We start from the raw sequence: 26,673 nt of genomic DNA, 5'->3' as shown, positions 1-26,673 counted from the left end.
AGTGTTGAGTGCTGAGTCATATATTTTGAATCTTGGCTTCTACCCTATGACTGAAGGTTTATTGATTGAGCGAGTCAGGAGTTTCTATTTTCTCTGCTATTACTTCTTTTTGACTCAGCACTTAGCGAGAACTCTGAACAACCGAAACCGCAGATCAGAAGTTTAGTGACTAGTAGAGCTTGGCTCAAATCCAGCTAAGTAAGTTGGTGTAAAAAATTAAACGCTTGTAGTAAGCCTTTTAGCGTTGAAGCGCTTACTACAAGCAAATTACAGAGCTTTATTTTCTTTATATAGTTTGCTTTATTTAGGCCAACTTACTTATCATCTCAATTAACAAGGCTTGGGGCAAAATCCCTTGTTAAGCCCCTTATCAAAGGTAGGCAAACTTTTGCCTGCACTAGGACTTTTTGGTAAATGAGAATTCTGTCTCACAGTAGGGGAATACTTTAAGCAGAGGTTTCCCAAATCAATTGCTCATTTATGACTTACTTGTCACCACAACGGCGCAGTACCGCTCTAACTACCAGAACAGAGTTTTCGCCTTTCGGCAACAAGCTAGTGCAATCTGGCTATGCCAATACCGAACAGATGAGGCAGGCACTAATTGAAAGCCGCAAATCTGGCAGACCCTTAACGGAAGTACTAGAGTCAATCACTGGGCAACAACTATCGCCTGAGTTGCTCAGGCAATATAAAAAACAGCAGCTATTTGAACTTAAAATACTATATGGTGTTGAATTCCTCGATCCGGAAGTCAACCAGCTTGGCAACACGATGATCGGGAACCTGATTGAAACCCTCATTCCAGTAGATATCTGTCGTCGCCATCGTTTAGTACCACTGTCGAAACACGAAGACCAAACCCCGCCCTCAGTTTTAGTGGCGATGGTCGCTCCAGATAATCTAGAGGCTTCCGATGACCTGAACCGCATCTTGCGCCCCCAAGGCTTGGCATTGCAGCGGATGGTGATTACACAGGAAGACTACCAGCAGCTAATCAACCAATACCTGGATGAAATGGCTGTTAAGCAAAAGCACCTGGAACAAGCAAAGTTTACAGATATTAATCAGGATTTAGAAAACCTCGGAAATCTCGATATTCAGGATGCTCCTGAAGAAATGGAGGCTGATCTAGGGGCAGCGATGAAGGGTGCAGAGGATGCCCCAGTCATCAACCTAGTTAACAGAATCCTGGCTAAAGCCTTGCATGAGGGCGTTTCTGACATTCATATCGAACCGCAAGAAGAAAACTTACGCATTCGCTTTCGGAAGGATGGCATACTGCGCGAAGCTTTCGATCCCCTACCGAAAAAAATCATCCCGGCGCTGACAGCCCGATTTAAAATCATCTCCAATCTAGACATTGCTGAACGGCGTATACCCCAAGACGGACGTATCCGGCGGATGTTTGAGGGACGTAAAGTAGACTTTCGCGTGAGCACCTTACCCAGTCGTTACGGGGAAAAGGTGGTGCTGCGGATTTTGGATAACTCCTCCACCCAACTAGGATTGAATAAGTTAATTACTGATCCAGAGACTTTACAAATTGTCCAGGATATGGTGAGCCGTCCCTTTGGTCTAATTTTGGTGACTGGGCCAACTGGTTCTGGGAAAACAACCTCGCTGTATTCTGCACTCTCAGAAAAGAATGATCCCGGTATTAATATCAGTACTGTGGAAGACCCAATTGAGTACAGCCTTCCAGGGATTACTCAAGTACAGGTGATTCGGGAAAAAGGGCTGGATTTTGCTACCGCATTGCGGGCTTTCTTGCGGCAAGATCCAGATGTGCTGCTAGTGGGTGAAACGCGGGATAAAGAAACAGCAAAAACAGCAATTGAGGCTGCCTTGACGGGTCACTTAGTATTAACTACCTTACATACCAATGATGCCCCAGGAGCGATCGCTCGTTTGGGAGAAATGGGTATTGAGCCTTTCATGGTTTCTAGTTCGCTGATTGGCGTTTTAGCTCAACGTTTGGTGCGGCGCGTATGTTCTGAATGTCGCATTCCCTACACTCCTACCATCCAGGAATTGGCTCGTTATGGTTTATCAGCTTCCTCAGATGTCGGAGTCACCTTCTACAAAGCTAACAGTTTGACATTACAAGCGATCGCAGAAGCCAAAGCCAAAAATCAACTTTGCCCAGCGTGTAATGGTGTCGGCTACAAAGGGCGTTGTGGTGTTTATGAAGTCATGCGAGTTACCGAAAACCTGCAAACTCTCATTAACGAAGATGCACCCACAGAACGGATTAAGGAAGTGGCAATAGAAGAGGGCATGAAAACCTTGCTGGCTTACAGTTTGGACTTAGTGCGCCAAGGTGCTACCACCCTAGAAGAAGTAGAACGAGTAACGTTTACTGATACTGGTTTGGAAGCCGAATTAAAAGCTAAACGCAAGACTGGTCTTACCTGCCGGACTTGCGATGCCACATTGAAACCAGAATGGCTGGATTGTCCATACTGTATGACATCTCGTTTTCAAGACTAATCATTGGTCAAGGGGAGCCAGCGCGGTCTTCTCCCAAAAAGAGAGGCTAGCACCTGCCGTAGGATGCCCGAAGGGCTGTAGGGAGAAGCATCTGGCGTTCAAGAGTTATTTGGACTATGAACTAAACAAACATCAAAAGGAAGCAGAACTATGGAAATGATGATTGAAGACCTGATGGAGCAGTTGATTGAAATGGGTGGCTCAGATTTGCATTTATCCGCAGGTTTGCCTCCCTACTTCCGCATCAGTGGCAAACTCACCCCCATAGGTGAGCATGTATTAACAGCTGATCAATGTCAAAGGCTGATTTTTAGTATGCTCAACAACACCCAACGTAAAACCTTGGAGCAGACCTGGGAGTTGGATTGTTCTTATGGTGTTAAGGGTTTAGCTCGCTTCCGGGTCAATGTTTATAAAGAACGTGGTGCTTATGCTGCTTGCTTACGGGCATTAAGTTCTAAAATTCCTAACTTTGAAAAATTAGGTCTGCCAGATATTGTGCGGGAAATGTGCGATAAGCCCAGAGGACTAATTTTAGTGACAGGCCCTACAGGTTCTGGCAAGACAACTACTCTAGCGGCCATGATCGATTTGATTAACCGCACCAAGGCGGAGCATATTTTAACGGTGGAAGACCCAATTGAATTTGTCTACGAACCAATTAAAAGCTTGGTTCACCAGCGACAACTGGGTGAAGATACCAAGAGCTTTGCTAATGCTTTGAAAGCAGCTCTGCGGGAAGATCCAGATATTATTCTGGTGGGAGAAATGCGCGATTTGGAAACGATTTCTTTGGCAATTTCCGCAGCAGAAACAGGACACTTGGTATTTGGCACGCTACACACCAGTTCCGCTGCACAGACAGTTGACCGGATTATCGACGTTTTCCCCCATGAAAGACAAACTCAAGTGCGGGTGCAATTGTCTAACTCGTTAGTGGGGGTATTTAGTCAAACCTTGGTGTCTAAGAAAAACCCTAAACCCGGTGAGTATGGTCGGGTGATGGCTCAAGAAATTCTGATTGTCACTCCCGCTATTTCCAACTTGATTCGAGAAGGCAAAACATCTCAAATTTACTCAGCTATTCAAACTGGCGGCAAATTGGGGATGCAAACTCTAGAGAAGGTTCTAGCCGATTTTTACAAAGCAGGAACGATCTCCTTTGAAGCCGCGATGTCTAAGACTTCTAAGCCAGATGAAATCCAACGTCTCATCGGTACTGCTACACCGCAGGCAGCAGGTGCAAAACCCGGTGCGGCTGCCAGAGCGCATTAAAGGAACTGGGGTTAGGGGAGATGAAAGGGATGAAAAACCCTTAACTATTTTGAATTTTGAATTTTGAATTTATTTATGCCAAACTACGTTGCCCGTGTTCGGGATTCTCAAGGAAAATCCCGAACAGAAAAAATTGTTGCCGAATCCTTGGTACAAGCTCGTACTAATCTTAGAGAACAAGGTTTTGTAGTCCAAGAACTCAAACAATCTCAAGGATTTCAGCTAAATTTTGATTTAAAAAAATTCCAGACTTCCTTAGTTAAGGTTTCTGTGAAAGACAAAGCCGTTTTTTCCCGTCAATTTGCCGTTTTGATGAATGCGGGAGTTGCGATCGTTAGAAGTCTGGGGGTACTTTCTGAACAGTGTAGTAACCCTAAACTGAAACAAGCTCTTGTGGAGATTAGCATCGATGTTCAAAGCGGAATGAATCTTTCAGAGTCAATGCGGAAGCATCCTGACTGCTTTGATGGATTATATGTGAGTATGATTCAAGCTGGCGAAGTTGGTGGTGTTCTAGACGAAGTATTGAATCGTTTAGCCAAGTTATTAGAAGATGTTGCCCGCTTACAAAACCAAATTAAATCAGCATTGTCTTACCCAGTGGTCGTAGGTTTTATAGCAGTTGCTATCTTTCTCGGCATGACCATTTTTCTTATTCCCATTTTTGCTACGATTTTTGAACAAATCGGAATTACATTACCACCTCTAACGCAATTCTTGATGGATGCTAGTAAATTTTTGAGAAGTCCGAAGTCTGTTATCCTTCTGTTTATTATTGTCGGACTGAAAATTGCCTATGGACAATTCGGTAAAACTCCTGGTGGTCGCCTAACAATTGATCGTCTTTCCCTGAAAGTACCGTTGTTTGGCGACTTAATTCAAAAATCATCGGTCGCCCGCTTTAGCAGAACTTTTGGTTCTTTGACTCGTTCAGGTGTGCCAATTTTAACTTGCTTAGAAATTGTCCGAGATACATCAGGAAACCAAGTGATTGCTAATGCCATAGATGCAGCCCGCCTTGAGATTCAACAAGGAGGTATGATTAGCATTGCTTTACAAGAAAATGATGGCGTTTTTCCGGCTATGGCAATTCAGATGATTAGTATCGGAGAAGAAACTGGAGAATTAGATGCAATGTTGATGAAAGTTGCCGATTTCTATGAAGATGAAGTTGAGCAAGCAGTAAAAGCAATGACCAGTATTTTGGAACCAGTGATGATTGTAGTTCTAGGGGGAATGGTTGGAACCATTTTACTAGCGATGTATCTGCCTATGTTTAAGGTATTTGAAACGTTGGGATAGGGGATTAATAGTTAGGGGTTAGGAGTTAAGAGTTAGGAGTTTAAACTCTTTATTTTTTATCCTCATTCTTAACTCTTAACTACTTAATTTTATTTCTAACTCCTCACTCCTAACTATTTAATCAACTATGACTGTGCAAAAATCTCACTACGAAGCAAGTTTGGCAGAATACAGCAATCATCTAGCTGCGATCGCTTTACTAAAGCAATATCGGCCATACTTAGAGATGATTCCCAGTCTGCGCCGTCCAGACGAAAGTGTCATTACTATTCCCTTACCAATTGTCCGTATTCGCAACACTCCTACAACACCCCCACAAACGATTTGCTTACCCTGTGATGTGGCAATTTTGATGTGTGATCCAGAGTGGAAAATTAAAACAGGAGCAGAAATTTTAGTCTTTATTCATCGTGCTCACGAAGACTTTTCTGATTTGTTAGGACGTTGGCGACAAACCCAAGTTTGGCTGGACAATGATTATGAGTGGCTAATGCCTCTCCGTCACAGTCATATTTTGAGTGAGGGAGCTAATAGTATATATCCTCTATTTGTGGTTTTTAGCGATACTTTAGAACGCATCCAACGAGGACTCATAGGAGCCGAACTTCCATTTATTATGCAAACGCCAGATTTGCTGCTTGAGGATAATTTCACAGATATTTTCTCTCCACAAATTCCACCAGCTTAAAAAAATTAGGAGTTAACAATGAGAAGTAAAGAAGTTAGGAGTTAAAAGTGAGGAATTAAGAGTTTTAAATTACAAATTTTGAACAAAGCCAGAGATTTTTAAGTCTCAAGTTTAGGTTTTTAACTCCTAACTCTGCCAATTTTTGATTTTAGATTTCTCCTTCAATCCAAAATCCAAGTTGCGCTATCAGCGCACCAAAGGTGCGACCCAAAATCTAAAATTGAATGACTTCTAACTCCTAACTATTACCTAACAAATTGGGGCATAATTTCGGCAGCAGTGAATATTCCATAGATGCCGCGTTGGTGCAATTGCTTACCAGCTTTGAGATAGCCAAAGGCAGGGCCGCAGACATTAGCTGCCATACTGGTTTCATCTCCTAGAGTAAAGGTATGGGTAGAAATCTTCCCTTCAAAGGTGCGTCCTGTTACCTTAACGTTGGTGCTGAGAGGCTTTTTGGGATTGCGAGTATCGACTACACCACCAACAGTAACGCGATCGCGCCCCACTATTCCCGCTACCTCTAGCATCACATCATCAGCGTGTTCCATATTCGTCAAAGTAAGCACGCCATTAGTTTTATCTAGTAGTGCTTCTACTTCGGCATCAGTCATCGCCTTAGCAGTTTCTACTGTGTAACCAGGCATATGGCCAATATCTTCCCGAACGGTGGCACGGTAAGCTTCCCAGTTGGCAATTCCCACCCCAAAGGTAATTTCGACTTGATGAATTTCGGCGTAGCTTTGGGCGGCTAAAGCGGCGGCGGCGGTTAACAGTCCGGGTGTAGCACCACAGCCTGTCATGTAGGTAATCCCGGCTGCTTGCAGTTCTTCTTTCATTGCTAGTAGTTGTTCTACAGCACTGGTGCGCTTAATCGCATCCACTAGCACTCCACGCCAACCAGATTTGATAAACTGCTTGGCTACAGTCGGAATAAAGTCATTTGGTAGGTTGGGTAAAGCCAGAAAATACCCATCCACAGGTTGAGCTATTTCAATTACATCCTGAATACTTTGATTTGTTAACGTACCAACTGGCTCTAAATGACCTACCGAATCTTGGGACTGGTAGGTGGCGATGCATTCTTGAGTATTTAAACCATCAGCAGCGTAAGCGTAGCCTTTATGATCTGCTGCTGCGACTAAAATCATTTCCTGTTTAGCAGCAAGTACCTTGGCGGCGGCTTGTCCGAGTCCGCCGAAACCTAGTACTCCTACGCGGATAGCTGGCGAAATATTTGCTGTACTCATAGTCAATTACTTAAGGTGAATCACAATCCTTCAAACTTTACCATCTCAGCTTGTGGCTGATGGCTGACAGCTTTTAGCTATAAAGGTTAATTATGCTTCATTATCCTGGTTTCTTAGGCTTCCAGATGCATTTTTTTACCAAAAATTCTTGGTTAATGATTTGGCCTTCAAGGAGAGCGCATCAGTGGTAATACAGTGGCAAGGTTATTAATGGTGTAATTACCATGAACTAAATATAAACAATAAATATATAGAATATAAGCTTTTCGTATACAAGTTGTATTTTAATTACCGTGAGGAAACCTGAGAATAGATATGGAGCAAGTAACAAATGATTTGGCTGATGAATGCACAGAATCACTACAGACAAAGGATGTAGTTGATGAAGAGGTGATGCAAAAACCATCATTAGATAATCTTAAAACCTACCAAAAAGTTAAAGCTGCTTGCGAGTATATCTTAGAAAATCGAGAAAAACTGGATAGCACTACCACATTATCTAGCAAATATCTGTATGATATAGCACAAGGAGAATTTTCCGAGCAATTTAGTGAATTTTCCTTATCCAAAAATACATTTTTACAATATCTTTCAAATACAGTTAAAGATACAGAAAGCTCTATTAATTGTCTAGGAAAGAAAAAAGGCTATTACATATCTTCTATTGTAAAGGTAGTAGAAGAAAAACTAACTATAAATGAAGAAATTGAAGCAAAATCTGAAGAAATACAAGTAGCTAGAAAGCAAAAAGAAAAACTATTGTATCCTGTATTGGAAAGCTGGCTAATTGCCCAAGGTTATCAGTCTTCAAATGTATCGTCTAACCGATCTTTAGGTAAGTGGGGTAATCCTGACTTAGCTGGAGTTAACGCCTTGGATAACTTCAGTGGAGTTTCATTAGAAATCGTGACTGTAGAAGCAAAAACCTCGCTTGAAAATTGGGAGCAATGGATTTTTGAAGCTATTTCACATCGAAGATTTGCAAACAGATCATATTTTGCATTTGCACATCCAGAAGAAACTATCTCTAAAATACCTCAAGATCTTCGATATTATGCTGAACTTTACAATATTGGCGTACTTGTGTTGTCTTTATAAAATGAAACTTTTCAAAAATTAATTGGGGGGACTTTACAAAACCCCTGAGAATCTGAAGATGTAGATATCGTAGAAATCTACTCTGCTCCATACAATTTTGTTCAACCAAGGTATCAAATAAAATTTTGTAAGGGACTTGGAATAACTTGTGTAAAGGAATTATATCAATGGGGTAAGCGAGCCACAGAAGTTTAGTAAATTACTGAATAAAAACGGAGTATACTCTGTCTATTGAGTTCAAAGATTTGTTCAACAAACAAGGTTTGGAAGCACCAAATAAATAGGGATGTTTAACGACAAGCTGTTTCACTTTTATGCTCAATCAAACACACTTCTGCACACTCAATAGGTATAGGGTGGCTACCAATAGACATAGGAATTCAGACAATTGCCTATAGTAGTAGCAATGCCTTAGTTGGGCTACGCCTACGCATATTACACATCTACCATCAAGCGATCGCCTGCCCATAGGTTGGGTTGATGCAAGAAAACCCAAAATTTGCTTATACTTAAAACTTCTACTATTTTTAGATTCTGGCGATCGCAGTCTAAAAATCCGTTTATACCCGATGCCAGGTAAAGTCACCATATAAAAGACCTAATGCACCCCACTATCTTACTGTAGGCTTAGACTGCGCTGTATCCAACCTACCTGGAAAACCTTAAGAGAATAAGGTAAATCTAATCCTAATAATAAAGTTTTTCAGTAAATTTTAGATTTTTGTGAATTTACTTCCTAGCTATACTACCTCTAATGCTTATTTTTAGGACTTTTGCAGCTTACTTAGCGAGCTTTAGTTATTACCTTGACTAATCGATGAGGTTAAGAGAAACTAACTAAATACTGATGTAACCGCTTATAAAATTAATAATTTTTGTAAATATTATGAGACATATGTGTTGTAAGATGGAACATTATTTACCAAATGGCAAGTTTGTATCTAAGTAAAAATGTTCCTACGGCTATATTTGTAGCCTTCTGCTAAGGCAGTACAATTTAAGCGTACTTATCGTGGTTGGCCAAGAACATGGAGACATTAGAGTTCATAATCTATCCAGACGGTCGGGTACAAGAGAAAGTCACTGGCATTGTGGGTGCTTCTTGCGCTGAAGTTACAGCAGCAATAGAGGCACAGCTGGGGCAAGTACTTAATCATGAGCCAACCTCAGAATATTTCGCCGCTAAGGTGCAGCAATCTAATCTGGCGAATACACAGACCACTTACAGCGATTGGTAAGTTTTCACAGTAGTTTAGTGTTATTAATTCACAACCACCATGTCACACTTTAGCCAAATTAAGACTCAAATCCGTAACCTTAATTCTTTGAAAGATGCTTTGACTGAATTGGGCGTAGACTGGAAACCTGGCCCACGCGAAGTCCGTGGCTATCGCGGTCAAACCCATCCTGCCGAAGTTAGTATTGAGCAGGAAAATGGCTATGACATCGGCTTTAGATGGAATGGCAAGGAATATGAACTGGTGGCTGACTTGCAATATTGGCAGCAAGACCTATCTGTGGACGGATTTTTGCGCCAGGTAACACAGCGCTATGCTTATCAAACAGTTGTGAAAGAAACCGCTCGTGTTGGTTTTCAAGTTTCTGAACAACAAAAAAATGAAGATGGTTCAATTCGCCTGGTAGTACAGCGCTGGAGTGCGTAATGGCTGATTTTCTGCCGTCGCCGGGAGAACAAGAAGACAACCGTTCCGGTTTGGAACCAGAATTAGGGGGTTTTTTACGGGATGCCCCAGAACGTTCTGGTTTGGAACCGGAATTGGGAGGTGTCCTGCGCCAAAATGGTGTTTATGTTGACGAAATCACCTGTATTGGTTGCAAGCATTGCGCTCATGTTGCGCGTAACACCTTTTACATTGAACCAGATTATGGGCGATCGCGCGTGGTTCGGCAAGATGGGGACAATGAGGAAATTATCCAAGAAGCAATTGACACTTGTCCGGTTGATTGCATTCACTGGGTTGATTACACTGAACTGAAAAAGTTAGAAGACGAGCGCAAATATCAGGTAATTCCTATAGTGGGTTATCCGGTAGAACATGCAGTTGCTGCTAGCGAACGTCGACGTAAAAAGCAAAAGTTAAAGACCAAAAAATCCCGTTATTAAGATAAAAACATTAAATTAATATAATAAAGGACTGGTATATCCAGTCCTTTTGTTTTTCGCCATATAGTTAATTTCTGATGTCTATATTACATCAAATGCCAAAAGGTAGTATTGTTTGATTCTTTGTAAAACAGCTTTTTGGTAATTGGCAATCCAAAATTCAAAAAAAATCCCAAATTGCTATGGCTGGCTTCATTTGAAATTTAGAGGGTCGTGTTGTGAAAGTAATTTTTCTACTTTCGCCTCGTCTAACCTAGCGGTTAATCTTCTAGTTTCATGCAAGTCTCTAGTAGTTTTCGCCAAAGTAAAAGTTGAGCCAAGAGAAAAAGCTAAACCCATGCCCATAAAGCCTTTCACCCAGCTATCCACAGGCAAGTTTATAATACCGAAGGTGGTCATAGAAATAGAAAGTATAAAAGCTGCCCAAGTTTGAATAATCCAAGCTGCACTATCTTTTTGAGTACCAACTGTTTGCATATTTCCTACCTTTTATCTGGGTGATTTATACCAATTCGGAATGGCGCTCTGTACGAGACGCTCTTGCGTTCGCGGACTCGCTACCGCTACGCTAACGGAATTCGGAATTAAGAGGCGTCAGATTTAATCTGGGTTTCCAGACTTGTATCTGTAGTTTTATTTTGGAGAATTGGTGTTAACAGTAATTGTATTGATTGGTAGGTTTACTGGTATCAAGAATAAGACCAGTTTGGTAACTGGACTCTAAAAGGTAAGCTCAAGAGCAATTGGAGTAAATAGAAACTCGCACAAGGTTTGTACCAGTTTTACAAGTGGCATTAAACTAAAATCTTTCAGCATTCAGGGTAAGCCAACTAGGCCGCTTCAGATTCCACACGTCCCGCAATATTTTTGTGAAAGGCTAATAGCCCAAGTCCACTTAAGTGGACTAAAACCGTTTACTAGTCGTCTTTAGACGACTTTAAGCTATTAGTCTAGTAATTCATTACTAGGCGGTTGTTGGGACTAGTGCAATATCTCAGATGAAACAGATTAGTTTACTTATTCATCTGCAAAAGTCTGTACCTTGCCATCAGGACTGAGAACAACTCGAATTCTGAGATTTTGTCCGCGTGGATTGGCGGAAACAAAAGGTTTACCAACTTCAGGCATCCCAGCGTTATCAACGAATTCTCTTGCTGCCTTATTGAGGGGAAAAATTCGTTCCACCGTGCCGTCAACACCGACTATCAAACTGTACTCTAATGTTTGTCCTAGTCCAGTGGGTGGTTGCCAACGCTTTTTTAAATATTCTCTAGCTTCTGCTACTTGAGGTGTATCAAATAAGGTGCCAGTAGCCACTTGTGTGGATGTAGGGGGTTTGCGTCCGTCCCCTAATTGATCGATAAAGGGATTATTCTGGGCAGTTCTAGAGGAGGGAAGTTGTGAAGCAGGTTTTTCTCCAGGAGAAGATTGTTGTAGGGAATTGATTCTTTGGTCTAGCTGTTGTGAGGTTAGTGGGGAGGGTTGGTTAGGGGTATTGCCACGATTATTATTGGGTATGATGTCAAGAGACGGGGGGGGAACTGGTGAGATATTAGTTGGTAAGCTGCCTGTATTAGAAGATAGTCTGGGTGGCAAATTACGCAGCTGAGGGAGAACACCAGCTTGGGGACTTGATCCTGTAAGGTTCTGTCCAAGATTTGGTAATATGGCAATTTCCTGGCTTGGGATTTTGCTGGATGGTGCGATCGCTCGATTGGTAGGAAGGGTTGAGGTCTTGCTCTGAGGTCTAGTCAGTGCATTATTTGGAAATAGAGATAGAGGTGGCGGTGTAGAGAAACTGGAACTAGGGGCTGTTAGAGGTGCTTGGGGCAAACTAGATGTGGGAAGTGGAGGGGTGGAACCCAGCAAATTATCTGATGGAGTGGTAAGTCCGGGTTGAGGCGTAGGGAAGTTTAGTGAGGATGAAGGTTCTAAAGCAGTCTTTACGGCTGCTGAATCTGCTGTTTTGACTGGCTGCTGTTGCTTTTCCCTAATGTTGTTAGCATATTGCCAAGTAACTGGTAAAAAACCTACACCTAATACTAATACTGCGGCAACAGGTGCCCAAGCAGGGAACCTCAGAGTCGAACTCGTGCTGTTGAGAGTTGGGAGTGCCATAACATCAGTCAAGTATTCATCTAAAGCACTTGCCAAATCGAATAGTTGCAGCAGAGTGAGTTGAATTACCGGACCAGATGAATGGTTGGCGAGAGAACCGAGAAATAAGTTGTGAGTTAAATAGCTGCTTGGTTCTAAGTGGATATTTGCCCCTGGAATCTGGGTACTAAAGGAATTTAATGTTTTTGTTGAGGACTTTAATTCCGGCTCACCCAATGCTGTGGTTGACTTCTGGGTACTGGAGAAACTGACCCAAAAGCTTTCTGGAGACTGTTGGAGGAATTGCTGTACGTAGGTTGTGACTGCATCACATAAGGCTTCGAGTTGATCGCGATCGCCCCGAATTGGAACTCTGTTTTCTTCTGGTAATCGGGGATCATCAAAACGTAGCTCAAAGCTTAGGTGCTTGAGGACAGTTTTCCCCATCCAACGGGACAGAGGTGAGCTTTGCGCGAATACTTCTAGCGTGCAAGTAGGAGGTGTGTAGCGACGAATGACAGAATTTGATAGAGGCATAGCAGGAACTGCGAGGAAGACTATTTGAGATTTTGCAAAAAGTTGAGCCAGTTGCTTGCAAAAAAAAGTTGAAACGGCGGATTCCTCCACTCAGAACTTTGTCAGGTTTTTTGCATCATGCAAACTGGGGTGCAAGGAGGAAGCAGTGCTGATAGTGGCTTGCCCAAGAACTAACGACCATCAAAAGGGTTTTCTGATCTTGCAAACTTTCATGAGCTAATTTTGGTTGAGGAATTTCAAATCTAAAATTTAAAATTTTGTAGAACGGTCTATAAGTGCTAGCCAGAGACGGCGATGCCCACCAGAAGCACTGTAAAAAAGTAAATCTACAAGCAGTTTTAGTGCCAGGTTGGTAAGTAAATCCGTTGAGATTTGCTCGTCCTCTTCCATCCGCTCTTGGTAGGTGTTGCAAAAAGCATCAATATAATCTCCAAGTAAAGCAGCCTGGTGAGGTTCCCGGTTATTTTCTGCCATTTGTTCCAACAGACCGACAGCGCGGCGAATCAATTCCTGGTGCTGTTTGGCTAAATAGCAGATGATCAGAACAAGCGATCGCGCTTCTTCTACATCTAGCTTTTTTCGCCCTCCTTGACCTTTGCGTAGAGGATTTGATTGGCGCAGTCGCCATAAAGCTACGCGGTCTGGCACTCTTGACTCTAAATTCAGATCAGTTGCCGCCGAAAGCATAGCCTCTGAACCAATGCCAGTTAAGGTTTCTAGCGCCAACAGCACCAAGTCTAATTGGGTTTTGATATTGTCCCATTGAACTGTGTTTGGGGCTGGAAGCTTGATTAAATCCTCCCACTGGGAATTTGGAGTGGCTGAGTTGGCGGCCGAGTGCATAACTTTTAGCATAAGTGATCAAGCTGATAGGGGATGTTGCTGTTACCCATTTTGAAACCAGACTCTCAAGCATCAAGCTTGGTTTCCCATAGCTCTGAGCCAGAGGCTTCAGGTAGCTTTTTCTATGTGGTAAACAACAGGTATCTTTGTCCTACTCTAGATGAAAATTTATTTTCGACAAAGTAGAAAAGGATCAATTCTAATTAAGGTTTACCCGACTTTCGCTGCTAGCTCCGTACAAGAGTATAAATAAACTATTGTTTTGAATGTTAACCGCTAATTATCGCTAAGTAATTATCTAGAATACCTCTTAATTTATTTGCGATTTTAAATTTTGAAATTTCTTGATGTTTATTACTTGGTTTTCATGTATACATAATTACTATACAAATCTTTTGCCTGTTTGCTAAAGGTGTTTCTTGCTGCTTTCTACGCATTCCACCCCAGTTTCGCTTGTGTGTAGCCTGTTAGGCACTGACAAAAAATAAATTATCCAAAATTATTTGTACATTTGTAGGGGATCTTGGCCTTGCACCTGTGTCAATTTAAAGTGAAACTCGCTTTGTGAAAATGTTTTGCCCTCATCCCCTAACCCCTTCTCCCAAAATTGAGAGAAGGGGAATTATTAATTAAAGGCTCCTCTCTCCCCAAATTGGGAGAGGGGTTGGGGGTGAGAACCTGAGGAGGGATCGAGGTTTCAGGTTTTCAATGCCTAAATGCTGAATTTGATAAAGTCAGCGTTTGAAGATATTGGCCAATTGATTTTGTCCAACTTAGTTGGTAGTATAGCTCTAACCGTAAACCACGCACATATCAGAACTTATTTATAAACTTGATGAGCAGAGGTAATAGTTTAGACATTTACCAAAACCCATGCTTAAGTATGAGTTACAGATAATTCACTGAGTAATAATAGCAACGCAATAATATAACAAATATGAAAAAGCATTTTTTTGCCTTTTCACTGATAGCTTGTGCTGTCGGTGTGACTCTGCCAACTCAGGCATTCGCAGTTAAGCTATACGCTGCTGGTAGTTTGCGAGATAGCCTCACAGAAGTAGCTGAATCTTTTAACGAGAAATATGGGATTCCAGTAGAAACGAGATTTGGCCCGTCTGGTTTAACACGAGAATTTATAGAACAAGAATTCTCTAAAACTGGAAAATCCGCAGATGTTTTTGCTAGTGCAGATATTGATAACCCTCAGACATTGTTTGAAGAAGGTTTAGGTGAACCTGTAGTCAACTTCACTAGCAACCGCATGACTGCTGTTGTCAGATCAGGACTTGGTATCACATCAGATAATTTGTTAGACTTTTTGCTAAAACCCGAAATAAAGTTGGGAACTTCGACGCCTGTGGCAGATCCATCTGGTACCTATGCATGGCAAATATTTGACAAGGCTAATCAGATTACACCTGGTAGCTCTCAAATTCTGAAGGATAAAGCTTTGCAGTTAGTAGGTGGTAATCCTAATGCTCCTATAGTTCCTAATGGCAAAAATAATTTAGTCTACTTTCTAGAAGAAACAAAACAAGCAGATATCTTTTTAGCTTATTACACTAGTGGAAAGACTGCCCAAGCAACAAAAGGTGGTGACAATCTGCAAATAGTAGAGTTACCCGAATATTTAGCAACTAAAGCTAATTATGGATTGACTACACTGAAAAACGCCGATCCTGATGGGGAAAAATTAGCTGAATATATCCTGTCACAAGAAGGGCAAGAAATTTTGACAAAGTATGGATTTAGCGCCCCCTCTACTTCTGTTCCCGAACATCAGGGTGCGGGTGGAATTTTACTGGCTGTAGGTGTAGCTTTAATCTTGAAGAAAAAACAAGCATTGGTCAAAAAACAATTAGTCAAATTAGACCATCACAGGTAGAAAACTTACTAATTTTGTCTTGTTCTGAATCAACATGATAGTACATTCAATAAAAAAGGAAAATATGAATAAGCTCAATATGTTTCCTTTCTTATCTTAAAAAATAACAAAGGCGAATATAGCTCTGATAGCAGGAATTTCCCACACCACTTGACCTTTTTTGAATTAAAAACTAATAATTTTGAAGAATAATAATTTTTAATTAATTTTCGGTACAGAGCAAGCACCTTGCGGGAATTGAAAATATAAAATTAAAAATGCAAAATTAGGATTTCTTCAATTTTTAATTAATAATTTTTAATTTTTAATTTCGAGAAGCGACTTGACGCCAACCCTCTAATTCCCTCCTTTTTAAGGAGGGTTAGGGAGAGGATCAAGCCTTAACCCAAGCGTATTGGTTTATCAGCACAAATGGGACGAACTAGCAGCCTTCACTAGTTACATTTATTGCCACTTTATTTGATGTGAGCTACGGTAACACCAGTGCCACCATCTGCTTGTTCTGCTGGTTCGTAGTTGTTCACTCTGGAATGCTGTTGTAAAAAGGTGTGAACTCCTTGTCGCAGCTTACCAGTGCCGTACCCGTGAATAATCCAGACTGGGCCTGTCGCTTCCGATATGGCTTTATCTAGAATGTATTCAGCATCAGCCACCCGTTTACCACGCAAATCGATGGTATTTTGGGAAGTCCGAATTTCTGGGACACTTTGCGGTGGTGGCGTTACTACTGTTGGGGCTGGTTTGGGTTTGACGATTGGTTCTGCTTTTTGACCATCTAAAGATTCTACGTCTTGCAACTTCACAGTCATCTTCATTAGCCCAAACCGGACGCTTAACTCCCCATCTTCATTAGGGGCTGTGATCACATCCGCGATCTGTCCCAGTTTTGGAACACGGACGCGATCGCCTACCTTAGGCATAAACCCAACTTTTGGTTTTGCTGGCGTTGCTGGCTGATATTGCTGGCCAATTTGATTCAAAGCATTGGTGGCTTGCTGGGCCTCTTGGGCTGTGGGCGTACCTTTCTGCAAGCGGCGAATCACTTGGGCAATTTCACCTTTTGCCTGAGCGATCGCTTGTTTTACTGCTATTTCCTGTGAAGCCCGCAAACTGCTTTCCCTTTCCTCCAAACTTGCGGCTTTTGCGGATACTTCTTTGTATAAACGTTCCGCTTGCTGCAACAAACTTTGGGCTTCCGCAGCTTTGGTTTCCTGACGGCGGCGTTGCGCTTCTAACCCAGCAATCACCTGGTTAACTTCATCTGTGGCCTCTCCCACTTGAGTTTTCGCCTCTTCTACCACTTCTGGCTTCAATCCCAAACGTAGGGCAATTGTTAAGGCATTAGAACGTCCGGGTATGCCCCACAGCAGACGGTAAGTAGGCGACAGAGTGCTTTCGTCAAATTCTACAGAGGCATTTTCAAACCGATCGTTTTCGTATTTCAGGGCTTTTAATTCGCCGAAGTGAGTGGTGGCGATCGTTAGCTGGGCATGGTTGGCTAGATATTGCAACAAGGCGATCGCTAAAGCACTACCTTCAACTGGATCGGTACCTGCGCCGACTTCATCGAGTAAAACGAGTGCTGAGTTAGAAATAGGAAGTTCCCCCTCTGCTTCCCCACTCCCCAATGCTTCTAAAATCCGACTAATCCGGCGGATGTGTCCAGAGAATGTGGATAAACTTTGCTGTAAGGATTGTTCATCGCCAATATCTGCCAGCACCTGATCAAACCAAGGTATTTCCACTGGTTCGCGGGCGGGGACAAATAAACCCACTTTGGCCATCAATGCTGCTAATCCCAAAGTTTTTAAGGTTACAGTTTTACCGCCAGTATTTGGGCCGGTAATCGTCACTACCCGAATTTGCGGACTAATCAACAAGTTTACAGGAACTACTGGTTGCCCTTGTTCGTGCTGTTGTTGCCACACTAACAGAGGATGTCGTAAATTCCGCAAGGTAATAATTTCACTATCTTCCCGCTGGATAAATCGCGGGGGATTCGCTCCTAGCCAGAAACTATATCGTGATCTAGCGGTTGCCAGATCCAAAGTGGTAGCGATCGCTAACAATCTCTCTAAATCTGGTTTGACTGCGGCTACAAGTTCGGTCAAAACGCGGCGAACCGCTTCTTCTTCGGCTTGCTCTTTTCTGATGATCTGCCGCAGTTGGTTGCCCAGAGGCACAATAGAATTTGGTTCCACATAGAGCGTGGCACCACTGGTAGAGGTATCGTGGACAATACCGGGGATGGCATCTTTTTGGGGTGCTTTTACCGGGATGACAAAGCGATCGCTCCGTTGGGTAATTAGCTGTTCTTGAACTGCTCCAGATTTTGCTTGTAAGATATTTTGCAGCTTTTGAGTAATTTGGCTGCGTAATCGCCGCAAGTCTGTGCGAATTTCTCCTAGTTTTTGACTAGCGCGGTCGGTTACCTGGGCCCGTTCATCAATACAACGGTGAATTTCCTGTTCTAGTTCTGGATAAGTCCGCAAATCGGCAACTAACTCAGTCAGTATCGGCAAATCTTCCTGATTGTCAATCACACGGCGCAAATTTCTGGCACCAGCTAGGGTGGTGGCGATCGCTAACAGTTCATCCCCTGTCAAAATTCCGCTGCGTTCTGCCCGTTCTAGGGAATCGCCAATATCTTGAATTCCCTCAAATGACAATCCCGTGGTCAGGCGAGTTTCCAGTTGGTAAATTTCTTTGGTTTGCTCTAACAACTGTTCGCTTTGGGACTGAGAATCAGGTATTTTCACATGACGCGCAGCTGTCGCCCCCAGCTTAGTTGCCGCAAAGGTGGCAAGGTGCTGGCAGAGGCGATGCCATTCTAATAGTTCTAAGGTTTCAGATTGGATCAAGGTTTCAACATCTAATCTGAAATTATCGTAACAATTCTAGCTCCTAGATGGATGAATCTTAAAGGAGAAAATTTTGCTTTAGTCAAATTAGCCAGCTAGTGCGTGGCAATAACCAAGTAATAACTGACACATCAAGCTATCTTTCCTGAGAAACTACCCCAACACTAAGTGTCATCGAAAACAACATAGGAAATAATTTAAGCAGACACTATTTCCTTTACCAAAACGTAAGGCTGAACGATGAGGGTATTAAATCGCTTACTGCGATCGCCATTCCATTCTCCCACTTGTACTGTCGTGGGTTTGGTAATTAATTGCTGATCAATCCACTGTTCCACTGATGGAATGTTATCACTGGCGATCGCTACTCCAACATCCAGCAAGTTTAAATCAGGTGCCACCAAAATTACTGCATCTCGTTGTACATGAGGAATTAGCCACTCCCACTCTGCCTCATCCAAAATTTCTGTTAATTCTGCTCTTAAATCCGACATTATTCCTCAATTTGTATTGGCTAATCAACTATTTTACATTAATTACTACTTCCAACTCCTGTACAGACGCGATTAATCGCGTCTCTGCAAATTCTTAACTAAACTTCTGATTTCATTTCATCAATTTCAAATAAAGATACAATTACTCCAGCGATCGGAATAGATATAAAAACACCTAATAATCCTGCTACTCTAGCGCCTACTAGCAAAGCAAAAAACACTACTACAGGATTAAGATTCAGCGCATTTTGCATAATTCGAGGCGCAATTAAGTTGTCTTGTATTTGCTGAAGAACAATACAAGCTATCAAGACTTTCAATGCTAACCAAACACCTTGAGACAAGACAAATAGAGTTACTGTGCTTACTGCTAATGTTGCTCCTATACCAGGAATGATATCAACAATTCCGATAATCACTGACAATATCAAAGCAAAAGGTACTTTTAATATTAAAAAAACTAAAAAAGTCGTAATTGTGAGAAATGCACTTAATAACAACTGACCTCTAAAAAATCCTAGAAATGAGCGTCTAATTATATTTGTAAATCTATTGCGGCGCTGTTTTGGTACTATCTTTATGATAAAATTCCACAGGTTTTCTCCATCTAATAACATAAAAAAAGCCACAACTGCAATTAATATAAAAGTCAGAAAATTCGTCATGAATCCTTGTAAAACAGCCAAAGTAGTAACAAGACTAGATATAGCTTGGTTTCGTAATTGTTCTTGAATAAAACTTAAATCTATCTGCAAATTCCGGTTTTGTAAAAACCCTTCTAGTCGCTCTAATACAGGTATAAAAGAATTTACAAAGCCAGTTATACTGTCAATTAATTGTTGTCCTTGAGATAAAACCGTTAAGCCCACGGTAATTATCAGACTGCCAATAATTACAATACTGAGCAAGAAAACGACACCAACAGCTACACCGTGGGGCAAAAAACGCCGCAGCCATTGAACAGGATAGCTGAGTAAAAAAGCCAAAATTGCAGCAAATGTAAAAATAACAATGACCGCTTCAAAGTAGGCTAAAAGCTGTACAATTACCCAGCCAGAAGCAACTAAAAGCAAAAAGCGGACTAACGCCAGATTATTTAATCGCTCCCAAAAATTCTTGGCTTCAAAGCCGCTCATATGCTGTTTAGGGTAAATTGATGGTAGATTTGCCTAGCAGCTGCATTTAAGCACAAAGTCTGACTTCATTGCTAGAGCGCGTTGACCTTAAACATACAGAGACTAAGGGGCGTAGTTTACCGCCGTAGGCATCGCTACCTCCCTAAAGCATATATCTATTGCTTGTCTAACTCATCTTCCTAAGTCATGCATCTGGTTAATTACCGTGGCACACTTTTGTGTCAACCCTTCCAATTCCTCTTTATTAGTGGAACGGGGAGCATCAATCAAGTTACCAATTCTCACAGTGATGGGAACTGCGCGAGGTCGGGACGATCCTTTTTCTAAAATCCTCTCAGTACCCCAGACACTCACCGGCAATATTGGGGCTTTTGCTTTCGCCGCCAGCAGCAATGCGCCTCTTTTGGGGTCTGTAATTTGACCATCTGGGGTGCGGGTGCCTTGCAAGAAAACACCGACAGCCCAACCGTTATTGAGATATTCTAGGGCGGAACGGATGGCAGTGCGATCGGTATTTCCCCGACTCACCGGGTAAGCACCGTACAATTTAATCGCTTGCGCCAAAATGGGGATATTGAATAACTCTTCCTTAGCCATGTACGCCACTGGACGACGTACACAGTTGGAGACAATTGGTGGGTCAAAGTAACTAGCGTGATTACTCACTACCAGGAGCGGCCCTGATTGGGGGACATTTTCCGCACCATAAATCTGGCCCCGGAAGTAAGCGTGAAGCATGGGGCTGACGACCGACCATTTAAAGGCGTGGTAAAGTGCCAGACTGATAAACGGTTCGCGGTTTTTGTCCACAGAAGATAATGCAAATCAAACTGAATTTAGCATACGCGATCGCAAGGCCCAGAGCAAACTCAAAAAAGTTGTAGAAACGCAAGGTACTAATTTCGGCAATTTCAGTTGATGCTTGGTGAGCTTTCTTACTACATTCCCTACCTTTGAAAACATCATTTTAGGAACTTTTACTTCTTCTAAAATACAAGGGTGCGTCAGGCAAAACGCTGTAATGCATCGTGAGCAATGAGATAGATATGGTGCGTTAACGAAGTGTAACAGACTCTACGAATATCGGATAATTTCTTTTTTGGTATTCATTTAAATTATGAATTGCTTCACCCATCTGGGAATACTAAATGTGGAAATCGTCAGGATTTAGCAGTATGGTTACCACTCTAGTTACTATTCCCGGATATCAAGTTAAGAAACAACTTTATAATGGTTCAAAAACCCTAGTTTATCGCGGTTATCGAGAAACTGACTCCTTAAGAGTAGTGATTAAACTGCTGAAAAATCCATATCCCAGTTTCAGCGAACTGGTGCAGTTTCGCAATCAATACACCACTGCCAAAAATCTCAACTCACCCCTAATCATCCAAACCTACAGCCTAGAACCTTACCAAAATGGCTATGCGTTGGTAATGGAAGACTTTGGGGGGATTTCTCTTAAAGAATGGGGAACAGCAGAAAGCCTACTAAATCTCACGGAGTTTTTACAGATAGCGATCGCCCTGTGCAATATCTTAGATATACTGTACCGCGATCGGATTATTCATAAAGATATTAAACCTGCGAATATTTTAATTAATCCAGAAACAAAACAAATTAAATTAATTGACTTTAGTATTGCATCTCTACTACCACGAGAAACTCAAACGCTGATCAGTCCCAATGTGTTAGAAGGGACACTTGCTTATATTTCCCCAGAACAAACAGGAAGAATGAATCGGGGGATTGACTACCGGACTGATTTTTATTCACTGGGTGTCACATTCTACGAATTACTCACAGGAAAGTTACCCTTTGAGTCCAAGGATATGATGGAGTTGGTGCATTGTCATATTGCCAAACTTCCTGCTCCTTTGGAGCCATTAAAAATTCCTAAATCGATTTCAGATATTGTCATGAAATTGATGGCAAAAAATGCCGAAGAACGCTATCAGAGTGCATTAGGACTGAAATATGATTTAGAAAATTGTTTAACTCAACTTCAGTCAACTGGCAAAATTGAGAGTTTTCCAATTGCACAAAGAGATGTATGCGATCGCTTTATTATCCCCGATAAACTCTATGGACGAGAAACAGAAGTAGAAATTCTCCTCCAAGCATTTGAAAGAGTTAGCCTTGGTGCAACTGAAATTATGCTGGTAGCTGGTTTTTCCGGTGTTGGTAAAACTGCGGTTGTCAACGAAGTTCATAAACCGATTGTGCGTCAATGCGGTTATTTTATTAAAGGTAAATATGACCAATTTCAACGGAATATTCCCTTTTCAGCATTTGTGCAAGCATTCCGGGATTTAATGGGGCAATTGTTAACAGAAAGTGATATTCAAATCCAGCAATGGAAAAGTAAGCTTTTAGAAGTTGTCGGAAAAAATGGACAGGTAATTATTGAAGTCATCCCCGAATTATCAATAATTATTGGTATCCAACCACCTGCACCAGAATTATCAGGAACTGCGGCACAAAATAGATTTAATTTATTATTTCAAAAGTTTACCCAAGCTTTTACTAGCAAAGAACATCCATTAGTGATATTTTTAGATGATTTGCAATGGGCAGATTCAGCATCACTGAATTTAATGCAACTATTAATGACTGGCACAGGTCATATTTTATTAATTGGTGCATATCGTGATAACGAAATCCATCCAGCACATCCGTTAATGTTGACCTTGAGTGAAATTGAAAAAGCACTCTTCACGATTAATACGATTACTTTAGCACCACTGAGTCAAGGGCAAGTGAATCAGTTAGTTGCCCAGACACTGAAATGTACAGAAAATTTGGCATTGCCTCTTTCTCACTTGATATCTCAGAAAACTCAAGGTAATCCGTTTTTTGCTACACAGTTTCTCAAAGCACTACATCAAGAGCATCTCATTGAATTTAACTTTGAGTCAGGGTTTTGGCAATGTGATATTGCACAAGTGAGTCAGCAAGCAGTTACAGATGATGTTGTTGAATTTATGGCATTTGAATTACGAAAACTGCTTCAATCAACTCAAGATACATTGCAGTTAGCAGCTTGTATTGGTAGTCAGTTTGATTTAGCAACTTTAGCAATTGTTTCGCAATCCTCAGAGATAGAAACAGCTGCTAATTTGTGGAAAGCCTTACAAGAAGGGTTGATTTTACCGATTAGTAATATTTATAAGTTTTATGTTGGGCAAGAAAGTCAAATAGTTACTCCAGAAATCCAAGAGACTATTACATACAAGTTTTTGCATGATCGCGTTCAGCAAGCGGCGTATTCCCTGATTCCAGAAGAGCAAAAGCAAATCACCCACCTCAATATTGGACGTTTGCTGCAACAAACAACCAGTGCGAGTCAACAGGATAAGCAGATTTTTGCGATCGTTAACCACCTCAACAAGGGGATATCGCTGATTGAGGATGAGACGGAGCAACAGGAACTCGTGCAGTTAAACCTGATGGCTGGACAGAAAGCTAAGAGTGCAACGGCTTATGGAGCGGCTTTAAACTATTTCAACACAGGCATTTCTTTATTGAGGGGCAATTGCTGGCAGAGCCACTACACTCTCGCCCTCGTTCTCTATGAAGGTGCAGCTAATTGTGCTTTCCTGGGCGCTAACTTTGAACAAATGGAGCAGTTCGCTGAAGTTGTACTCACTCATGCCCGCTCTTGGCTTGATCGGGTTAATGTTTACGACACGAAGATTCGGGCTTGCATGGCTCAAAACCAGCTTTTAGAAGCGTTGCAGTTGGCACGGTTCGTGCTGGAACCTCTGGGGGTGCATTTGCCAGAGCAGCCTACCCCAGCAGACATTGGGCAGGCACTCCAGCACACCCAAATCCAACTCAGCAACAGATCGATGGAATCTTTGCTGCATTTACCGGAAATGACTGCGCCGGACAAAAAAGCCGCAATGATCATTCTATCCACCATAATGTCGCCTGCCTATCAAGCTGCCCCAAACCTGATGCCCCTGGTAGTCTTTGCCCAGTTCGATCTATCCGTGCAGTACGGAAATGCACCAGACTCAATTCATGGCTACGGTCTGTATGGGTTAATGTTGATTGCCATATTAGGTGATATTGAAGCAGGCTATTGCTTTGGGCAACTGGGGATAAACCTGCTGCAACACCTTGACTCACCCAAGCTTGTTGCTACAGCCCTTTTTGACTTTAACTGCTTCTTCAAACACTGGAAAGAACCTGCAAAAACCTCGCTGGCAGGACTACTGCAAGCTTATGCCAGTGGATTAGAAGTTGGTAATCACAATCTTGCAGCACTCAGCCTGCTCGTATATGACCATAATACTTATTTTACTGGTCACGAACTGTCTTCCCTGAAGCTAGTGATGGAAGAACATCGCAAGGTGATGCAGCAACTGCGCCAGTATACCTATCTCCATACGCAAAGTCTTTACCATCAGGTAGTTCTGAATCTGTTAGGGGCGGTGACAGAGCCAGATCAGTTGGTTGGGGAATACTGCGATGAGCGTGAAATGATTCAGCTTTACCAGAAAACGGGTGAAGTAACCGCACTCCACCAAGTTTATTTAAATAAGCTGATACTTTGTTACCTGTTCCACCACTATGAACAAGCGTTGGAAAACGCCAATAAAGCAGTTCAGTATTTGCGTGGGATGGCAGGACTCATGAGTGTTCCGCTTTTCCACTTCTACGATGCGCTAATACAATTAGCGCTTTATCCAAATGCCAACGAAACAGACCAATCAAGCATTTTAGAACGGGTTGCTACTAACCTGGAAAAACTTAGTAGGTGGGCAGTTTATGCACCGAGTAATCAGGCTCACCGCTGCGCCTTGATTATTGCAGAACGGTGTCGGATCTTGGGGGCTAGAGCCGAAGCAATAGAAAACTACGATCGCGCGATCGCCCTTGCCAAGGAACACGAATACCTCAACGAAGAAGCTCTCGCCAACGAACTCGCCACCAAATTTTATCTCGAATGGGGCAAAGAACGCATTGCCAAAGATTATTTGATTGAAGCCTACTATGCTTATTCTCGGTGGCGAGCAAAAGCCAAAGTTACCGATCTAGAACAACGCTATCCACAATTACTTCAACCCATCCTGCAACAGCAACGACTCAACCTCAACCCACAAGAAACTCTTGGCTTTCATGGGACTTTCTTATCTACCCGCACGAATACTACTGACAGCACCAATATTTACGACGTTTTAGATTTTACCTCTGCCCTGAAAGCGGCTCAAGCTATTTCCAGTTCTCTGGAATTAAATACACTCATTTCCAGTCTCACCCGGATTATCTTAGAAAACTCTGGCGCGAAAAAAGCTGCACTAATTCTTCCCGAAGAAGACACTTGGCAAGTACGAGCAATTACCTTTATTCAGTATGAAGAAATACAAACTATTCTTGAAACACAGTCACTAGACAATTGTCAAGATATTCCCGTAAATATTATCCATTACGTCAAAAATACCCAAAAAACAGTTGTTGTTGACAATTGTAAAACAGATACCCCTGGTTTAATTGGGAAATATATATTGTTACATCAACCCCAAAGTGTATTTTGTACCCCGATTATTAATCAAGGGCATTTGGTGGGGATTCTCTACCTAGAAAATCAAATGATTCAAGGGGTATTTAACAGCGATCGCCTCAATGTCATTAAGCTATTGTCTTCCCAAGCTGCAATATCCCTAGAGAATGCTCGACTTTATCAACAAGCTGGGCAAGCATTACAAGATTTACAACAGGCACAATTACAAATCGTCCAAAGTGAGAAAATGTCGGCACTGGGTAACTTAGTAGCAGGGGTAGCACATGAAATGAATAATCCTTTGGGATTTATTTATGCCAGCCTTCAACAAGCTCAACCCAGCCTTGCGGATATTGTTGAACACTTGAAACTCTATCAATCAAGTCTCCCCAATCCCGATGATCAAATTATCGACCATGCCAAAGAAATAGACTTGGATTATAGCTTAGAAGACTTACCTAAGATTATTGATTCAATGGTGATGGCGTGCGATCGCCTCAACAATATCAGCACCAGTCTCCGCACTTTTTCCCGTGCGGATAAAGATTACAAAGTGCCGTTTAATATCCACGAAGGTATCGACAGTACGATTTTAATTCTCAAACATCGCCTGAAAGCAAACGAACAACGTCCAGCAATTGAAGTGATAACTGATTATGGGAATTTGCCCCAGGTTGAATGTTTTCCTGGGCAATTAAATCAGGTATTTATGAATCTTCTAGCAAATGCCATTGATGCGCTGGATGAATCAAATGCGGGACGAAGCTTTAAGGAAATTAAGGTCAATCCCAACCGAATTATAATTAAAAGCTCTCAGGAAAATGAAGGTATAAAAATTGCTATTATTGATAATGGCAAGGGGATGAATGAATCAGTCAAACAAAAGATTTTTGACCACTTATTTACTACAAAAGGTGTGGGCAAAGGGACGGGATTAGGATTAGCGATCGCTCGTCAAATCGTTGAAGAAACCCACAATGGCAAATTGAGTTTTAACTCTGTTCTGGGTGAGGGTACAGAATTTTTAATTGAAATTCCACTGTAAACTTTTGCTCTTGTTAGTAAACACCTGCACATATCTGG

At 41.9% G+C, this 26,673-nt stretch carries 17 protein-coding genes and 1 pseudogene; 10 read left to right on the top strand and 8 right to left on the bottom strand.

The window, feature by feature from the left end; genetic code table 11:
* Positions 1-480 precede the first annotated feature (480 nt).
* The 4 genes and pseudogenes from V7K49_RS25685 to V7K49_RS25670 all read left to right on the top strand — a co-directional run bounded on the left by V7K49_RS25685 (position 481) and on the right by V7K49_RS25670 (position 5,758).
* The gene (locus tag V7K49_RS25685) at positions 481-2,493 is read left to right on the top strand and encodes a GspE/PulE family protein (RefSeq protein WP_335208161.1); all 2,013 of its coding nucleotides are present in this window, start codon (positions 481-483) and stop codon (positions 2,491-2,493) included.
* 147 nt (positions 2,494-2,640) lie between these two features.
* Positions 2,641-3,768, top strand: a pseudogene (locus tag V7K49_RS25680) (type IV pilus twitching motility protein PilT); the annotation flags it as partial.
* A 75-nt stretch (positions 3,769-3,843) separates the two neighbouring features.
* Positions 3,844-5,070, top strand: coding sequence for a type II secretion system F family protein (locus V7K49_RS25675; RefSeq protein ID WP_334868229.1), 1,227 nt, complete (start codon positions 3,844-3,846; stop codon positions 5,068-5,070).
* 127 nt (positions 5,071-5,197) lie between these two features.
* Positions 5,198-5,758 (top strand): hypothetical protein, encoded by a 561-nt coding sequence (locus V7K49_RS25670; protein ID WP_335208160.1) that lies wholly within the window; start codon positions 5,198-5,200, stop codon positions 5,756-5,758.
* Positions 5,759-6,003: 245 nt separating this feature from the next.
* Here the strand turns inward: V7K49_RS25670 and bioU are convergent, their stop codons facing one another.
* Positions 6,004-7,008 carry a (S)-8-amino-7-oxononanoate synthase BioU gene (gene bioU, locus V7K49_RS25665; RefSeq protein WP_335208159.1) on the bottom strand — a complete coding sequence of 335 codons (1,005 nt, stop codon included), beginning with the start codon at positions 7,006-7,008 and terminating at the stop codon, positions 6,004-6,006.
* 315 nt (positions 7,009-7,323) lie between these two features.
* Between bioU and V7K49_RS25660 the strand changes: the two genes are divergently transcribed.
* From V7K49_RS25660 to V7K49_RS25645, 4 genes are all read left to right on the top strand, one after another.
* A complete protein-coding gene (locus tag V7K49_RS25660; protein ID WP_335208158.1) occupies positions 7,324-8,106 on the top strand; it encodes a hypothetical protein in 783 nt (260 codons plus the stop codon).
* A gap of 1,028 nt (positions 8,107-9,134) precedes the next feature.
* Positions 9,135-9,344, top strand: coding sequence for a DUF2997 domain-containing protein (locus tag V7K49_RS25655; protein ID WP_335208157.1), 210 nt, complete (start codon positions 9,135-9,137; stop codon positions 9,342-9,344).
* 39 nt (positions 9,345-9,383) lie between these two features.
* Positions 9,384-9,770 (top strand): DUF1257 domain-containing protein, encoded by a 387-nt coding sequence (locus V7K49_RS25650; RefSeq protein WP_335208156.1) that lies wholly within the window; start codon positions 9,384-9,386, stop codon positions 9,768-9,770.
* The gene (locus tag V7K49_RS25645) at positions 9,770-10,231 is read left to right on the top strand and encodes a ferredoxin (protein WP_335208155.1); all 462 of its coding nucleotides are present in this window, start codon (positions 9,770-9,772) and stop codon (positions 10,229-10,231) included. The genes V7K49_RS25650 and V7K49_RS25645 overlap by 1 nt, the downstream gene beginning before the upstream one ends.
* Before the next feature lie 192 nt (positions 10,232-10,423).
* Here the strand turns inward: V7K49_RS25645 and V7K49_RS25640 are convergent, their stop codons facing one another.
* From V7K49_RS25640 to V7K49_RS25630, 3 genes are all read right to left on the bottom strand, one after another.
* Positions 10,424-10,708 (bottom strand): YiaA/YiaB family inner membrane protein, encoded by a 285-nt coding sequence (locus V7K49_RS25640; protein ID WP_273766388.1) that lies wholly within the window; start codon positions 10,706-10,708, stop codon positions 10,424-10,426.
* A 540-nt stretch (positions 10,709-11,248) separates the two neighbouring features.
* Positions 11,249-12,865: a DUF4335 domain-containing protein gene (locus V7K49_RS25635; RefSeq protein ID WP_335208154.1), complete on the bottom strand. Its 1,617-nt coding sequence runs from the start codon at positions 12,863-12,865 to the stop codon at positions 11,249-11,251.
* A gap of 249 nt (positions 12,866-13,114) precedes the next feature.
* Positions 13,115-13,720, bottom strand: coding sequence for a DUF3038 domain-containing protein (locus V7K49_RS25630; RefSeq protein ID WP_273766392.1), 606 nt, complete (start codon positions 13,718-13,720; stop codon positions 13,115-13,117).
* Between the two features lie 925 nt (positions 13,721-14,645).
* Here V7K49_RS25630 and V7K49_RS25625 point away from each other — a divergent pair.
* The gene (locus tag V7K49_RS25625; RefSeq protein WP_334868255.1) at positions 14,646-15,593 is read left to right on the top strand and encodes a molybdate ABC transporter substrate-binding protein; all 948 of its coding nucleotides are present in this window, start codon (positions 14,646-14,648) and stop codon (positions 15,591-15,593) included.
* A gap of 455 nt (positions 15,594-16,048) precedes the next feature.
* On the opposite strand, the gene V7K49_RS25620 is transcribed toward V7K49_RS25625, so the two are convergent.
* From V7K49_RS25620 to V7K49_RS25605, 4 genes are all read right to left on the bottom strand, one after another.
* Positions 16,049-18,454, bottom strand: a complete 2,406-nt coding sequence (locus tag V7K49_RS25620; protein ID WP_335208153.1) for an endonuclease MutS2 — start codon at positions 18,452-18,454, stop codon at positions 16,049-16,051.
* A 197-nt stretch (positions 18,455-18,651) separates the two neighbouring features.
* On the bottom strand, positions 18,652-18,948 hold the full coding sequence (locus V7K49_RS25615; protein WP_273766399.1) for a DUF2288 domain-containing protein: 297 nt from the start codon (positions 18,946-18,948) through the stop codon (positions 18,652-18,654).
* A gap of 98 nt (positions 18,949-19,046) precedes the next feature.
* Positions 19,047-20,084, bottom strand: a complete 1,038-nt coding sequence (locus V7K49_RS25610) for an AI-2E family transporter (RefSeq protein ID WP_335208152.1) — start codon at positions 20,082-20,084, stop codon at positions 19,047-19,049.
* Between the two features lie 171 nt (positions 20,085-20,255).
* Entirely contained in the window at positions 20,256-20,894 is a 639-nt protein-coding gene (locus tag V7K49_RS25605; protein WP_335070964.1) for a lysophospholipid acyltransferase family protein, read from the bottom strand.
* A gap of 365 nt (positions 20,895-21,259) precedes the next feature.
* Between V7K49_RS25605 and V7K49_RS25600 the strand changes: the two genes are divergently transcribed.
* Complete coding sequence (locus V7K49_RS25600; RefSeq protein ID WP_335208151.1) at positions 21,260-26,635, top strand: ATP-binding sensor histidine kinase; 5,376 nt, start codon at positions 21,260-21,262, stop codon at positions 26,633-26,635.
* Positions 26,636-26,673 lie beyond the last annotated feature (38 nt).

The sequence above is a fragment of the Nostoc sp. genome (genome assembly GCF_036919675.1).
In the GTDB taxonomy this organism is placed as follows: Bacteria; Cyanobacteriota; Cyanobacteriia; order Cyanobacteriales; family Nostocaceae; genus Nostoc.
The sequence above is the reverse complement of the archived record's forward strand: the minus strand, read 5'-3'. Positions and strand labels throughout refer to the sequence as shown.